Origin of the sequence: Pseudomonas sp. NPDC087639 (assembly GCF_044743385.1) — a bacterium.
Classification (GTDB): Bacteria; Pseudomonadota; Gammaproteobacteria; order Pseudomonadales; family Pseudomonadaceae; genus Aquipseudomonas.
On sequence record NZ_JBIUWI010000024.1, the window covers coordinates 19,653 to 33,965 of the forward strand.

Sequence of the window (14,313 nt, forward strand, 5' to 3'; positions counted from 1 at the left end):
ATCCCTGCGCTGCCGTGGACTATACCTATGGACAGCGCTATCCCACCCACCCGAAGGAGACACCCTATGTCCTGGACAAAACCGGCTTACACCGACCTGCGTATCGGCTTCGAAGTCACCATGTACTTCGCCAGCCGCTGAGTTCTGCCCACGCAGACTTGCAGTGCAACGCCTCGGCTCGCCGGGGCGTTTTATTTTCAGCGTTGAAATGATGGAGCGTTCATGTTCGTCCAGATTCTGGGTTCGGCCGCCGGTGGCGGTTTTCCGCAGTGGAATTGCAACTGCGTCAATTGCGCCGGTTTTCGCGACGGCAGCCTGAATGCCAAGGCCCGCACTCAATCGTCCATCGCCATTTCCGATGACGGCGTGAACTGGGTGCTGTGCAACGCCTCGCCAGACATCCGCGCGCAACTGCAGAACTTCGCTCCGATGCAACCGGGCCGTGCGCTGCGCGATACCGGTATCAGCGCGATCATCCTGATGGATAGCCAGATCGACCACACCACGGGCCTGCTCAGCCTGCGCGAAGGCTGCCCGCATCAGGTCTGGTGCACGGACATGGTTCACGAAGACCTGAGCACCGGTTTCCCGCTGTTCACCATGCTCAAACACTGGAACGGTGGGCTGGACTGGAACCGTATCGAACTCGATCAAAGCTTCACCGTCGCCGCGTGCCCGAACCTGCGTTTCACTCCCCTGCCCTTGCGCAGTGCCGCGCCGCCGTATTCGCCGCACCGCTTCGATCCGCACCCGGGCGACAACATCGGCCTGATCGTCGAAGACCTGAAGACCGGCGGCAAACTGTTCTATGCGCCTGGGCTGGGCAAGGTTGACGCGCCACTGCTGGAAATCATGGCCGGCAGCGATTGCGTGCTGGTGGACGGCACAATGTGGGACGACGATGAAATGCAGCGCCGTGGCGTCGGCACCCGCACCGGTCGCGAGATGGGCCATCTGGCGCAGAACGGCCCTGGCGGCATGCTCGAAGTGCTGGAACAGCTTCCCGAGCAACGCAAGGTGCTTATCCACATCAACAACACCAACCCGATTCTCGACGAGGATTCGCCGGAGCGCGCGGAACTGGCGCGGCGTGATGTTGAAGTGGCGTATGACGGCATGAGTATTGTGCTGTAGCTGATGGCCTCATCGCTGGCAAGCCAGCTCCCACAGGGTTCTGTGGCGTACACAAAAACTGTGGGAGCTGGCTCGCCAGCGATGACGTCCGAATAGACACAAGTGATTCCAACGGTTGTTCCCCGGAGAACCGCAATGACCGACCAACCGATGTCCCTCGCCGAATTCGAAGCGGCCCTGCGCGCCAAAGGCGCCTACTACCACATCCATCACCCGTACCACGTGGCGATGTATCAGGGCCGCGCCACCCGCGAACAGATTCAGGGCTGGGTCGCCAACCGCTTCTACTATCAGGTGAACATTCCCCTGAAAGACGCGGCGATCCTCGCCAACTGCCCGGATCGCGAAATCCGTCGCGAGTGGATTCAGCGCTTGCTCGACCACGACGGCGCCCCGGGTGAAGACGGCGGCATCGAAGCCTGGCTGCGCCTGGGTCAAGCGGTCGGCCTCGACCCGGATCAATTGCGCTCCCAGGAACTGGTGCTGCCCGGCGTACGCTTCGCCGTCGATGCCTACGTCAACTTCGCCCGCCGCGCCAGTTGGCAGGAAGCTGCCAGCAGCTCGTTGACCGAACTGTTCGCGCCGCAGATCCACCAGTCACGCCTCGATAGCTGGCCGCAGCATTACCCGTGGATCGACCCGGCCGGTTACGAATATTTCCGCACCCGCCTCGGTCAGGCGCGCCGCGATGTCGAGCATGGCTTGGCGATCACGCTGGAGCACTACAAGACGCGCGATGGCCAGGAGCGCATGCTGGAAATTCTCCAGTTCAAACTGGACATCCTTTGGAGCATGCTCGACGCCATGAGCATGGCCTACGAGCTGAACCGCCCTCCGTACCACAGCGTGACCGAACAACGGGTCTGGCATAAAGGAATCACCTTATGAGTTTCGATCGCAGCAAGACCCCGACCTGGCGTACCGGCTACCGTTACCAGTACGAACCGGCGCAAAAAGGCCACGTGCTGCTGTACCCCGAAGGCATGATCAAACTCAACGAAAGCGCTGCGCTGATCGGCGGTTTGATCGACGGTGAGCGCGATGTCGCGGCGATCATTGCCGAACTCGACAAACAGTTCCCCGGCGTGCCTGAACTCGGTGAAGACATCGAGCAATTCATGGAGGTTGCCCGTGCGCAGCACTGGATCGAACTTGCCTGATTCGTCGGTGAGAATGCCGCCCAAGCCTGAGGTCGGCCTGCCGCTGTGGTTGCTCGCCGAGCTGACTTACCGCTGCCCGCTGCAATGCCCGTACTGCTCCAATCCACTGGATTTTGCCGAGCAGGGCAAAGAGCTGAGCACCGAGCAGTGGATCAAGGTATTCCGCGAGGCGCGGGAGATGGGCGCGGCGCAACTGGGCTTTTCCGGTGGTGAGCCGCTGGTGCGCCAGGATCTCGCTGAACTGATCGGCGAGGCGCGCAAGCTCGGTTTTTACACCAACCTGATCACCTCGGGCATCGGCCTCACCGAGCAGAAAATCAGCGACTTCAAGAAGGCTGGTCTCGATCACATCCAGATCAGTTTCCAAGCCAGTGACGAGCAAGTGAACAACCTGCTCGCCGGCTCGAAAAAGGCTTTCGCGCAGAAGCTGGAAATGGCTCGCGCGGTAAAGGCCCATGGCTATCCGATGGTGCTGAACTTCGTTACTCATCGGCACAACATCGACAAGATCGACCGCATCATCGAGCTGTGCATTGCGCTCGAGGCGGATTTCGTCGAACTCGCCACCTGCCAGTTCTACGGCTGGGCGCAGCTCAACCGAGTCGGTCTGTTGCCGACCAAGGAACAGTTGGTGCGCGCCGAACGCATCACCAACGAATACCGCGCCAAACTGGAAGCCGAAGGGCATCCGTGCAAGCTGATTTTCGTCACCCCGGACTACTACGAAGAACGCCCGAAAGCCTGCATGAACGGCTGGGGCAGCATCTTTCTGACAGTCACCCCGGACGGCACTGCCCTGCCCTGTCATGGCGCCCGACAGCTGCCGGTACAATTTCCCAACGTGCGCGACCACAGCATGCAGCACATCTGGTACGACTCGTTCGGCTTCAACCGCTTTCGCGGTTACGACTGGATGCCCGAGCCTTGCCGCTCCTGCGACGAGAAAGAAAAGGACTTCGGCGGCTGTCGCTGCCAGGCGTTCATGCTCACGGGGGACGCGAGCAACGCTGACCCGGTGTGCAGCAAATCCGAACAGCACGGCGTGATTCTCAAGGCCCGCGAGGAAGCCGAACACGCTACTCAAACCATCGAACAACTGGCCTTCCGTAATGAACGAAACTCGCGCCTCATCGCTAAAGGCTGAGCCTTTCAGCGCCGCTCAAGCCGTCGCCGCCGGGATGGATTTCGCCGAACTGCAACTCGGTGCCAACGGTTTGTTCTGGAATGAATATCGTCCCGAAGATGCCGCGTGCCGGATCTGGCACTGGCGTGACGGCGTGGCGAAATGTCTGACGCCGGCCGGTTTCAGCGTGCGCAGTCGGGTGTACGAATATGGCGGTGGCGCGTTTTGTCTGACGCCTGACGGGGTAGTTTTCGTCGGCGAGGCGGATCAGCAACTGTATCGGCAAACGCTGGATGGCGAGCCTGAGGCGCTGACGTCGGGCGAGTGCCGTTATGGCGATCTGCATTTTGCCGATGGCCAGGTGTTGGCGGTTGAGGAACAACATGACACGCATCGGCTGGTGGCGATTGATCTGGCTGACGGCAAGCGTCATCTGCTGGCCGAAGGGGCGGACTTTTACGCCGCACCGACGGTAAGTCCTGATGGCCAGCGTCTGGCGTGGATCGAGTGGAGCCGCCCGCATCAGCCCTGGACGTCGACTCGATTGATGGTGGCCGAAGGTGATTTTTCGGCGCCCCGTTGCGTGGCGGGCGAACAATTTGAGGAGTCCATTCAGCAGCCGCGTTTCGATGCTGAAGGCCGTTTGTATTGTCTGACCGATCGTGGCGGATTCTGGCAACCGTGGATTGATACATCGAATGGCCTTCAGCCTTTGCCAAGTGCTGAAGCCGATCATGCACCCGCGCCTTGGCAGTTAGGCGGTTGCACCTGGCTACCCGTTGGTGAGTCTTACCTGGCCAGTTGGAGCGAGGGTGGTTTTGGGCGTTTGGCGCTCGACGGCGAAGACTTTACCGGCGACTACAGCCGCTTTCGTCATCTGGCACTGGATCAGCAATTCATCTATTGCATCGCCGCGTCGCCGATCAGTCCTTCAGCGGTGATCGCCATTGATCGCGTATCCCGCGCAGTCAAAGTGCTGGCCGGCGGTGTTGCACCGTTGCCCGCCGAACGCATCAGCCGCCCGCAAACCCTGCGTTACCCCAGCGTTGCGGGCGAGGCCCACGGGTTCTTTTATCCGGCCATGAGCGGCGAGGCGAAACCGCCGCTGGTGGTGTTCATTCATGGCGGCCCGACTTCAGCCTGTTACCCGCTGCTCGACCCGCGCATCCAGTACTGGACGCAACGCGGCTTCGCCGTGGCCGACCTTAACTATCGCGGCAGCAGCGGTTATGGCCGCGACTATCGACAGGCGTTGCATTTGAGCTGGGGTGAAGTCGACGTCGAAGATGCCTGCGCGGTGGTGGCGTATCTCGCCGTGCGTGGCATGGTCGATGGTGATCGCGCATTTATTCGGGGCGGCAGCGCGGGCGGTTACACGACGCTGTGCGCCCTGGCGTTCCATCAGGTGTTTCGTGCGGGCGCCAGCCTTTATGGCGTCAGCGATCCGGTGGCCCTTGCCCGAGCCACGCACAAGTTTGAAGGCGACTACCTCGACTGGCTGATCGGCGATCCCGAGCAAGACGCCGAACGTTACGCCGCCCGCACTCCGCTATTGCACGCGAGCAATATTCGCGTGCCGGTGATTTTCTTTCAGGGTGAACTGGATGCCGTCGTCGTACCGCAACAGACCCGCGACATGGTCACGGCGCTGGAGCAGAACGGCATTCCGGTCGAGGCGCATTACTACGCCGATGAACGCCACGGCTTCCGCCGCGCGGTGAATCAGGCGCATGCGCTGGAACAGGAGTGGTTGTTTTATCGGCGGGTGATGGGGCTAACGTTCACACAGAATTAGCGGTGTCCCGTTCGCGAGCAGGCTCGCTCCCACAGGGGATTTGTGAACGACACAGATCCAGTGTGGGAGCGAGCCTGCTCGCGAAGGCAACCTACCTGGCGCTGCAGGACTCAGCGCTTGGCGATGATGTACACCGCATGCACGATCCCCGGAATGTAGCCACACAACGTCAGCAGAATGTTCAGCCAGAACGCCCCGCCGAACCCGACCTGCAGAAACACACCCAGTGGCGGCAACAGAATGGCGATGATGATACGAATGAAATCCATGGGTCAGCTCCTGATTGGGGGTTGGCTCACTTGAGCCATACAAGCTAATCGACATTTGCCGTTCGTCAGGGTTCAGTGCTATCGCCATTTGTTCGCCACTACCCCACACAAAAAAACGCCCCACGCCAAAAGAATCAGGCGTGGGGCGTGCGTTATACCGCGAGACGGTTCTTCAATTCGGGTGGGACGTTTCGGATCAGACGGCAATCCCTTTACGGCATTGCAGTTGCGCAGTGCGCACGCGGGAAAAGGCGCGGGCCAGACGCAGGAGCATTTCGTCGATATTGGTTTTGCTGACGGTGAGTGCCGGGGTAAAACGCAGGCAGTTGGCTTGCGGGGCGTTGAGCAGCAGGCCTTCGTGCAGTGCGGCATTGATGACGGCAGCTGCGGAGTCGTCTGACAGGCTCAGTCCCCAGAACAGGCCTTGACCGCGCAGTTCACCGTGGCCGTAGCGGTGGGCCAATCGCGCCAGACCTTCGCGCAGGTGCTGGCCGTTTTCTCTAACCTGTTCGAGAAAAGTCCGGTCCTGCACGCTGTCGAGCACCACCAACCCCGCTGCTGTCATCAGCGCATTGCCGTGATGGGTGCCACCCAGTTCGCCGGCGTCGAAACAACACGCCTTGCCTCGCGCCAGCAGCGCCGCCAATGGCACGCCACCTCCGAGACCTTTGCCGAGCACGACGATATCGGCGTGTACACCGTAGGACTGTTCCGCGAGCAAGGTGCCGCATCGCCCGATGCCGGTCTGCACTTCGTCGAGGATCAACAGGATGCCCAGTTCACGGCACAAACGCTCGACGCCTTTGAGGTAATGCTCGGTGGCGGGAATGACGCCAGCATCGCTCTGGATCGGTTCAAGCATGATCGCTACGGTTTGCGCATCCACTGCAGCATGCATTGCCGGCAAATCGTTGAATGGCACCAGATCGAAGCCAGGCAACAACGGCGCGAAGCGGTTGGGCAGGTTCGCACTGTCCGACGCCGAGATCGTCGCCAGACTACGGCCGTGGCAGCCCTGCTTCGCAACGATGATCCGCGAGGCGCCGCCGCGATGCAGTTGACCCCACTTGCGCGCCAGTTTGATCGCCGCTTCACAAGCTTCGCTGCCGCTGTTGAGCAGATAAGCCTGATCGCTGGAGGTGCTCGCACACAGGCGTTCGGCGAGGCTGAGCATGACGCGATTGTGCAGATTGAAACCGGGATTGATCAGCGCCTGGGCCTGACTGGCGATGGCTTTGACCAGCGCCGACGGACTGTGACCGAGGCTGTTGGCGCCGCCAGCCTGAGAGAAGTCGAGATAAGCGCGGTCGTTGCTGTCCCACAACCAGGAACCCTGGCCACGGACGAAGACCTGCTGGGGCCGCTCGACGCTGGGCATCAGCCGATCGGCGTTCAGGCTGCCCCCAGCAGCAGGCTGATCGGCCTCGAAAGCGAGGTCATCCAGACTCGGCACCGGGCGGCGCAAACTGAACAGATTCATTGGAAAAAACCTCCATTGAGGTTTTTTGAACTGCCTATGCAAACACTGTCGAAGCAAACGCTATTCATCGCGCTCTCTGGCCCTGTAAGCCTTGTGAATGCGGTTAGACTAGGCTCACTGACGGCTCCGGGCCATTTCGATTTCCCAGCATTTTCGATAAGCATTACTTATGGATTTCAAACAACTGCGTTATTTCGTCGCGGTCTACGAAGAAGGTCATGTCGGGCGGGCCGCCGAACGCCTGTCGATCTCGCAACCGGCACTCTCGCAGCAGATCCGCCAGCTCGAACAGAACCTCGATGTCACTCTGTTCGAACGCAGCAGCAAACGCCTTCTGCCGACCCTCGCCGCCCATACGTTGTACAACCACGCGTTGCCTTTGCTCGATGGTTTGCAACGGGCCCGGGAGGCGTTGGGCAACTTCAAGGGCCAGGCACTGCGCACGTTGGCAATCGGTGTGCTGCAAACGGTGCACACCAGCCTCGTCCCGCAAATGCTTGAGCGGGTGCGCAAGGCGCAACCGCATCTGGTTGTGCAGATCTATGAACTGACGGGACTGGAGATCGAGCGGCGCCTGCTCAATGGCTCACTGGATATCGGCATCAGCTATCTGCCGCCGCGTCAGCCCGGGCTGCATGGTGTGCTGCTGTATGAAGATGAGCTCACGCTGGTCATCCCGGCGGATCATCCGTTGCGTGAATTCAAGAAAGTCTCGATCCGACAGGCTGCCGAATTGCCGATGTTGCTGCTCGGAGAAGAGTTTCAGATTCGCCAGATCTGGCAGGCTCAATTGACCAGCCTCGGTCGGCGCCCGCAGGTGCAGGCAGAGCTGAACAATATGGTGGGGATTCTCGACAGTTTGCCGCACACCAAACTGGCAACAGTGCTGCCCGGCCAATCGCAAAAAGAATACGACGATGAGGATTTGCTCTGGAAACCGTTGAGCGAACCACGGGTACCGCTGAAGGTGGGCTTGGTGTGTCGCGACGTACAACGTCAGCAGGCGTCTTTGGCGTTGCTGCGGACATTGCTGGAAGAAGTGATGGGGCGCGAAGAGAAACCGCTCAAGGGCGCGCCGCCGCTGGATTCCCGGGCCTGAAAACTTTTCTGCAGACAAAAGAAAACCCCGCCGAAGCGGGGCTTTGCAGACTGTTTCCCTGACATCCATTTCACTCCGCCACCCTGGCAGAATCCTACGTGTCCCTGTTGTTACTTTGCGCTTCCTGCGCGACGTCCATGAAATGTAGATTAGCCGTGGATCCAATCTACGCATATGGGAGAACAGCAGCACGTGATGTAAGCGAATGCTTACATCACGTCATCGCATCAGAATTGCGCTGCATCCAGAAGGAACAACGACTCGCTACCAGCCTTCACCGACGCGCTCAACGAGTGAATGCGCGGCAGCAGACGGGCGAAATAGAAGCGCGCGGTGCCGAGCTTGCTGGCGTAGAAATCTTCCTGCGATTCTTTGCCAAACGCGGCTTTGGCCATCAGTGCCCACATGTAGGCATAAGCGGTGTAACCAAACGCTTGCAAATATTCGACCGAGGCTGCGCCGATTTCGTTCGGATTGTTTTTCGCCCGATCCAGCAGCCACGCCGTCAACTCGTCGAGGGTATCGACAGCGTCGTTCAGCGGCTTGGTGAACTCACCCAGATCTGCACTCGCCGTAGCGGTGAAGTGGCGGATCTCGTCGGCGAACAGTTGGTAGTACGCGCCGCCGCTGCCGACGATCTTGCGCCCCACCAAGTCCAGCGCCTGAATACCGTTGGTGCCCTCATAGATCTGCGTGATGCGCACGTCACGCACTAATTGCTCCTGACCCCACTCGCGGATGTAACCGTGGCCGCCGAAAATCTGCTGGCCGTGGACGGTGGTCTCCAGACCCAGATCGGTCAGGAACGCCTTGGCCACCGGCGTCAGCAAGGCGACCAGATCTTCAGCACGCTTACGCGTGGTCGCGTCTTCGCTGAACTTGGCGGTGTCGAGTTGCATCGCCACGTAAGTGGAGAACGCACGGCCACCTTCGTTCGAGGCTTTCATGGTCAGCAGCATGCGCCGCACGTCCGGGTGGACGATGATCGGGTCAGCGACTTTGTCTTTGTTCTGCGCGCCAGTTGGCGAACGGCTTTGCAGACGGTCGCGCGCGTATTCGACGGCGTTCTGATAGGAGCGCTCGCCAGTGGCCAGGCCCTGAATGCCGACGCCCAGACGCTCGTAGTTCATCATGGTGAACATCGCGGCCAGGCCTTTGTTCGGCTCACCAACCAGATAACCGACGGCTTCGTCGAAGTTCATCACGCAGGTGGCGGATGCCTGGATACCCATCTTGTGTTCGATAGAACCGCAGTTCGCCGGATTGCGCGCGCCCAGGCTGCCGTCGGCATTGACCATGAACTTCGGCACCAGGAACAGCGAAATACCTTTCGGGCCGGCCGGTGCGTCAGGCAGCTTGGCCAAAACCAGATGAATGATGTTTTCCGTAAGGTCGTGTTCGCCACCAGTGATGAAGATCTTGGTGCCGCTGACCTTGTAGGAACCATCGGCCTGAGGCTCGGCCTTGGTGCGAATAATGCCCAGGTCGGTGCCGGCGTGCGGCTCGGTCAGGCACATGGAACCGGCCCAGATACCGGCGTACATGTTCGGCAGGTACGCGGCTTTCAGCTCTTCGCTGGCGTGGGCGTTGATCGACAGGCAGGCGCCGGCAGTCAGCATCGGGTACAGACCGAAGGACAGGCTGGCGGAGTTGACCATTTCTTCGACTTGGGCCGAAACGGCTTTGGGCATGCCCATGCCACCGTATTGCGGATCACCGCCAACACCGACCCAACCGCCTTCAGCGTAAGTCTGATAAGCCTGTGGGAAACCGGCCGGCGTGGTGACGGCACCGTCGGCCCAGTGGCAACCTTCTTCGTCTGCCGCACGGCTCAGGGGCGCGATGCTTTTGCTGGTGACCTTGCCGGCCTCTTCGAGAATCGCTTCAACGGTCTCGGCGTCGACAGTCTCGGCCAGCGCCGGCAGTTCGGCCCAGAGTTTGGCGACTTCGAACACTTCATTGAGGACGAAGCGCATATCGCGCAGCGGCGCTTTGTAGTCAGCCATGGCAAACCTCGCAAGATCTAAACAGGTATTCGTGGAAGGGTGTTTTCATTGAGGCCGAGTGTACCCCAACAACTTTTGCGACACATAGGGTCAACCGGTGACTGATTTGTTATTTTTAGTCACCAGAAAAAATCGCAGCCTTCGCCAGCTCCTACAGGTAAAACGCGATCCCGTGTAGGAGCTGCCGCAGGCTGCGATCTTTTGATCTTCCTTAAAGCGCAAACATTTCGGCCGGCAGCTTCATCAAGCAATCACTCCCCGCCTCAATCGCCGCACGGTGCGCAGCCGTTCTTGGCAGCAACCGCTTGAAATAAAACTCGCACGTGGCCAGTTTGCCCCGGCAGAAATCCCCATCGCCCTCGCCCGCCTCCAGTTGCGCCTGCGCCACCAGCGCCATGCGCAACCACAGATAACCGAGGATGATGTAGCCGCTGTACATCAGGTAATCCACCGACGCGGCACCGACTTCGTCCGGATTCTTCATCGCCGCCATGCCGACCTTCATGGTCAGGTCGCCCCACTGCTGGTTGAGGTCGTTGAGCTGCGCAACAAAACTGCCTAGTTGCGCATGCCCGGCATTCGCCGCGCAGAACTTGTGGACGATTTTGGTGAAACCGCGCAGCAGCTTGCCCTGACTGCCGAGCACTTTGCGCCCGAGCAGATCAAGCGCCTGAATACCGTTGGTGCCTTCGTAGATCGGCGCAATCCGACAATCGCGAACCAACTGTTCCATGCCCCATTCACGAATGAAGCCATGGCCGCCGAACACCTGCATGCCGTGGTTGGTCACTTCCAGCCCGGTGTCGGTCATGAAGGCCTTGCAGATCGGCGTGAGGAACGCCAGCAAGTCTTCGGCCTCCTGACGCGCATCGGCATCACTGTTCAGGTGCGCGGTATCGAGCAGTTGAGCGGTAAAGTAAGTCAGCGCGCGGTTGCCTTCGTTGAAGGCTTTCATGGTCAGCAGCATGCGCCGCACGTCGGGGTGAACGATGATTGGGTCTGCCGGTTTATCCGGGGCTTTGGCACCGGTCAGGGCGCGCATCTGCAAACGGTCGTTGGCGTATTTGATCGCGCCCTGGAAACTCGCTTCACCCAGACACAAACCCTGCATGCCGGTGCCGAGCCGCGCGTGGTTCATCATGGTGAACATGCAGTTCAGGCCTTTGTTCGGCTCGCCGATCAGAAATCCTTTGGCGCCGTCGAAGTTCAACACGCAAGTAGCTGAAGCCTTGATGCCCATCTTGTGTTCGATCGAACCGCAGGAAACGCCGTTGCGTTCACCCGCCTCGCCCACAGCATCCGGGAGGAATTTCGGCACGATGAACAGTGAAATCCCCTTGGTGCCCGCCGGCGCGTCCGGCAGCTTGGCCAACACCAGATGGATAATGTTGTCGCTCATGTCGTGCTCGCCGGCAGAGATAAAAATCTTGCTGCCGGTGACCGCGTAACTGCCGTCAGCTTGAGGCACGGCGCGGGTCTTGATGATGCCCAGATCAGTGCCGCAATGGGCTTCGGTCAGGCACATGGTGCCGGTCCATTGGCCGGCCGTCAGTTTGCTCAGGTACGTGGTTTTCTGATCTTCGGTGCCGTGGGCGTGGATCGCCGACATCGCGCCGTGGGTCAGCCCTGGGTACATGCCCCAGGAGGTATTGCTCGATCCGACCATTTCGCTGATCACCAGCCCCAGCGAACTCGGCAGACCTTGGCCACCGTAGGTCGGATCCGCTGCCAGACCATGCCAGCCGCCCTCGACGTATTGTGCGAAGGCTTGCTTGAAGCCTGTAGGCGTTGTCACCACACCGTTGTCGAAATGGCAGCCCTCTTCGTCACCGCTACGATTGAGCGGTGCCAGAACGTTCTCACAGAACTTGGCGCCTTCTTCGAGGATCGCGTTGATCATGTCCGGGCTGGCATCGTGGGCGCCGAGGGCGGCGTAGTTGCCGTGGAAGTCGAAGACGTGGTCGATCAGAAAGCGCATGTCGCGCAGGGGAGCTTTGTAGTCGGGCATGGTGGCTTCTCCGTCAGCAGATTTCTCCAACCTACTGCCGGCCACCACGCCCCACAATCACTGTCCAGACGCTGAATGCGCCGTCATCACTCAACCTGCGGCGGAGTCCATGCGCACCGCGCCACGGCGGTTTTGCCCGAACGCCACCACGCAGTTACGCCCCGCGCCCTTGGCGCTGTAGAGCGCCTCGTCCGCGGACTTGAGGACTTGTTCGGGGTTGCGCTGCTCTATCCGCTCGGCAACGCCGATACTGACCGTGACCGAAACGCTGGAAGCGCCGGAGCCTGCGCGACGCTGACGACCTTGCTGATCGTCCTGCGGGCGGTTTTCCTGGTTGCGCAGTTGAATGTTGTAGGACGCGATCGACTCGCGGATTACCTCCAAGTGCGGCATGCACTCCTCAAGGGTTTTGCCTGCAAACACCAGGGCGAATTCCTCACCGCCATAGCGATACGCCCTACCGCCTCCGCTGATTTTGGAGAGTTTGCTGGCGACCAGACGCAGCACCTGGTCACCGACATCGTGGCCGTGGGTGTCGTTGAATTTCTTGAAGTGATCGACATCACTCATCGCCAGCACATAGTTGCGGCCCAGACGCTGCATGCGTTCGTTGAGCGCGCGACGTCCCGGCAGACCGGTGAGTTCGTCGCGGAAGGCCATTTGATAAGCCTCGTGTGCAACGGCGGCGGCGATCATCAACATCACCTGGCTGCACATGATGTTAAGGGTAAACGGCAGGATGAAGGTTTTCGGCAGCATCCAGAACACGCCGAGCAACCCGACCAATTGCGCCGCGTGCAACGGACGCGGGTTGCGCCAGTATTGCCACGCCAACAGCAGGAATGCCGAGATAAAAACGGGATAAGACAACTGGATCAGGCTCATCCACGCGCCGTGCAGCGCCGGCCAGCGGATCTCCGAAAGCCACATCAGCAGCGTCTGTGGGTAACTTTGCTCAAGCCCCAGCGCCACGCTGCCGAACGCCAGCAGCACGGCAAACCGGGCGACCATGTCTTGAAACAGGTGGGTGCGCTCCTGCCACGCGGCGAATAACCCGAATAACAACGGCAGGAGCAGACAGACGAGATGGAACACCACGGCGGCGTCTTCGCGCACTTTGCCGTTGTCGCGGTAATAGTCGGTCTGGGTATCGAGCAGAAAGTAGGCGATGTACACCGTGAGCATCAGAAACAGTTCGCGCTGACGTCGGTAAACCGCGCAGTAAGCGCCACCCAACAGCAGCACCAGAGTGGGCAGTACGTTAAACAGGGACGTGAAAAACACGTTGAGGTCTTTGACGTACGCAGCCGCCAACCCCGCGAGCAACAACAGCAGTGAAGGTATGAAATGGCTGAAACGTACAGCGGAAGAACGCAGCAAGGGGTAGAACTCCGACCCGGCAAAAGATGGCATTGTGCCTGCATTTTGAACAGTTAAGCACATGCGGTGTGACGTGCGTCACATCGAAGCCTCTTTAACGGCAGGAAAACCGCTTTTCTTAGCGTTTTAGTGGGGAATTTTCATCGCTTAAACAATATTTCATCCGGCATGAAAAAGCCGCTGTCCCCGAAGGAACAGCGGCTGTGAAAACCTCCCTGGGACTTAGTAGCCCAGTGCGAAGTCTTCTTCTTTCATGTCCATCAGGTTGTTGGCGCCCGACAGCATGGTTGCCACGTGTGTACGGGTACGCGGCAGGATGCGCTGGAAGTAGAAGCGCGCGGTTTGCAGCTTGGCGGTGTAGAACGCCGCATCGCCAGTGCCTTCTGCAAGCTTCTCGGCTGCCAGACGCGCCATGTCGGCCCAGAAATAGGCCAGGCAGGCGTAACCGGAGTACATCAGGTAGTCCACGGAGGCCGCGCCGACTTCTTCGCGATCTTTCATGGCAGCCATACCGACCTTCATGGTCAGCTCGCCCCATTCTTTGTTCAGTGCAGCCAGCGGAGTAACGAATTCCTGGACGGCTTCGTTGCCTTCGTTGGTCTGGCAGAACTTGTGGACGATCTTGGTGAAGCCTTTCAGAGCCTCGCCTTGAGTCATCAACACCTTACGGCCAAGCAGGTCGAGTGCCTGTATGCCGGTGGTGCCTTCGTACAGCATCGAAATGCGACTGTCGCGGACGTTCTGCTCCATGCCCCACTCGGCGATGAAGCCGTGGCCGCCGTAGATCTGTACGCCGTGGTTGGCGGCTTCGAAACCGACTTCGGTCATGAACGCTTTGGCGAGTGGAGTCATGAAGGCC

The 14,313-nt window shown here is 59.9% G+C and carries 12 protein-coding genes and 1 pseudogene; 7 read left to right on the top strand and 6 right to left on the bottom strand.

Annotated features, from left to right (window positions below; all coding sequences use genetic code 11):
- The first annotated feature begins 66 nt into the window (after positions 1-66).
- The 6 genes from pqqA to ACIOVB_RS12720 all read left to right on the top strand — a co-directional run bounded on the left by pqqA (position 67) and on the right by ACIOVB_RS12720 (position 5,212).
- Complete coding sequence (gene pqqA / locus ACIOVB_RS12695) at positions 67-141, top strand: pyrroloquinoline quinone precursor peptide PqqA (protein ID WP_003422658.1); 75 nt, start codon at positions 67-69, stop codon at positions 139-141.
- Positions 142-222: 81 nt separating this feature from the next.
- Positions 223-1,134: a pyrroloquinoline quinone biosynthesis protein PqqB gene (gene pqqB, locus ACIOVB_RS12700; RefSeq protein WP_187680851.1), complete on the top strand. Its 912-nt coding sequence runs from the start codon at positions 223-225 to the stop codon at positions 1,132-1,134.
- Between the two features lie 135 nt (positions 1,135-1,269).
- Positions 1,270-2,022 (top strand): pyrroloquinoline-quinone synthase PqqC, encoded by a 753-nt coding sequence (gene pqqC, locus ACIOVB_RS12705; RefSeq protein ID WP_401268132.1) that lies wholly within the window; start codon positions 1,270-1,272, stop codon positions 2,020-2,022.
- A complete protein-coding gene (pqqD, locus tag ACIOVB_RS12710; protein ID WP_401268135.1) occupies positions 2,019-2,294 on the top strand; it encodes a pyrroloquinoline quinone biosynthesis peptide chaperone PqqD in 276 nt (91 codons plus the stop codon). Before pqqC ends, pqqD begins: the two co-directional genes overlap by 4 nt.
- 13 nt (positions 2,295-2,307) lie before the next feature.
- Entirely contained in the window at positions 2,308-3,438 is a 1,131-nt protein-coding gene (gene pqqE, locus ACIOVB_RS12715; RefSeq protein ID WP_401268216.1) for a pyrroloquinoline quinone biosynthesis protein PqqE, read from the top strand.
- Positions 3,404-5,212 carry a S9 family peptidase gene (locus ACIOVB_RS12720; RefSeq protein ID WP_401268137.1) on the top strand — a complete coding sequence of 603 codons (1,809 nt, stop codon included), beginning with the start codon at positions 3,404-3,406 and terminating at the stop codon, positions 5,210-5,212. Before pqqE ends, ACIOVB_RS12720 begins: the two co-directional genes overlap by 35 nt.
- Positions 5,213-5,322: 110 nt before the next feature.
- Here ACIOVB_RS12720 and ACIOVB_RS12725 read toward each other — a convergent pair whose 3' ends face one another.
- Positions 5,323-5,481 (bottom strand): YqaE/Pmp3 family membrane protein, encoded by a 159-nt coding sequence (locus tag ACIOVB_RS12725; protein WP_003228885.1) that lies wholly within the window; start codon positions 5,479-5,481, stop codon positions 5,323-5,325.
- A 196-nt stretch (positions 5,482-5,677) separates the two neighbouring features.
- Positions 5,678-6,961 (bottom strand): aspartate aminotransferase family protein, encoded by a 1,284-nt coding sequence (locus ACIOVB_RS12730; RefSeq protein ID WP_401268140.1) that lies wholly within the window; start codon positions 6,959-6,961, stop codon positions 5,678-5,680.
- Positions 6,962-7,130: 169 nt separating this feature from the next.
- Here ACIOVB_RS12730 and ACIOVB_RS12735 point away from each other — a divergent pair, with 169 nt between their 5' ends.
- Complete coding sequence (locus ACIOVB_RS12735) at positions 7,131-8,060, top strand: LysR family transcriptional regulator (protein ID WP_187680795.1); 930 nt, start codon at positions 7,131-7,133, stop codon at positions 8,058-8,060.
- Positions 8,061-8,287: 227 nt separating this feature from the next.
- On the opposite strand, the gene ACIOVB_RS12740 is transcribed toward ACIOVB_RS12735, so the two are convergent.
- The 4 genes and pseudogenes from ACIOVB_RS12740 to ACIOVB_RS12755 all read right to left on the bottom strand — a co-directional run.
- Positions 8,288-10,066 (bottom strand): acyl-CoA dehydrogenase C-terminal domain-containing protein, encoded by a 1,779-nt coding sequence (locus ACIOVB_RS12740; RefSeq protein WP_401268142.1) that lies wholly within the window; start codon positions 10,064-10,066, stop codon positions 8,288-8,290.
- A gap of 211 nt (positions 10,067-10,277) precedes the next feature.
- On the bottom strand, positions 10,278-12,074 hold the full coding sequence (locus ACIOVB_RS12745) for an acyl-CoA dehydrogenase C-terminal domain-containing protein (RefSeq protein WP_401268145.1): 1,797 nt from the start codon (positions 12,072-12,074) through the stop codon (positions 10,278-10,280).
- A 90-nt stretch (positions 12,075-12,164) separates the two neighbouring features.
- Positions 12,165-13,454 (bottom strand): GGDEF domain-containing protein, encoded by a 1,290-nt coding sequence (locus tag ACIOVB_RS12750; protein WP_401268148.1) that lies wholly within the window; start codon positions 13,452-13,454, stop codon positions 12,165-12,167.
- A 222-nt stretch (positions 13,455-13,676) separates the two neighbouring features.
- Positions 13,677-14,313 (bottom strand): annotated as a pseudogene (locus tag ACIOVB_RS12755) (phenylacyl-CoA dehydrogenase); the annotation flags it as partial.

What these genes read in the sequence shown, in the direction of transcription:
- pqqB (WP_187680851.1), top strand. Translation starts at nt 223, where the DNA reads ATGTTCGTCCAGATTCTGGGTTCGGCCGCCGGTGGCGGTTTTCCGCAG.
- ACIOVB_RS12720 (WP_401268137.1), top strand. Translation starts at nt 3,404, where the DNA reads ATGAACGAAACTCGCGCCTCATCGCTAAAGGCTGAGCCTTTCAGCGCC.
- pqqD (WP_401268135.1), top strand. Translation starts at nt 2,019, where the DNA reads ATGAGTTTCGATCGCAGCAAGACCCCGACCTGGCGTACCGGCTACCGT.
- ACIOVB_RS12735 (WP_187680795.1), top strand. Translation starts at nt 7,131, where the DNA reads ATGGATTTCAAACAACTGCGTTATTTCGTCGCGGTCTACGAAGAAGGT.
- ACIOVB_RS12745 (WP_401268145.1), bottom strand. Translation starts at nt 12,074, where the DNA reads ATGCCCGACTACAAAGCTCCCCTGCGCGACATGCGCTTTCTGATCGAC.
- ACIOVB_RS12725 (WP_003228885.1), bottom strand. Translation starts at nt 5,481, where the DNA reads ATGGATTTCATTCGTATCATCATCGCCATTCTGTTGCCGCCACTGGGT.
- ACIOVB_RS12740 (WP_401268142.1), bottom strand. Translation starts at nt 10,066, where the DNA reads ATGGCTGACTACAAAGCGCCGCTGCGCGATATGCGCTTCGTCCTCAAT.
- ACIOVB_RS12730 (WP_401268140.1), bottom strand. Translation starts at nt 6,961, where the DNA reads ATGAATCTGTTCAGTTTGCGCCGCCCGGTGCCGAGTCTGGATGACCTC.
- pqqC (WP_401268132.1), top strand. Translation starts at nt 1,270, where the DNA reads ATGACCGACCAACCGATGTCCCTCGCCGAATTCGAAGCGGCCCTGCGC.
- pqqE (WP_401268216.1), top strand. Translation starts at nt 2,308, where the DNA reads ATGCCGCCCAAGCCTGAGGTCGGCCTGCCGCTGTGGTTGCTCGCCGAG.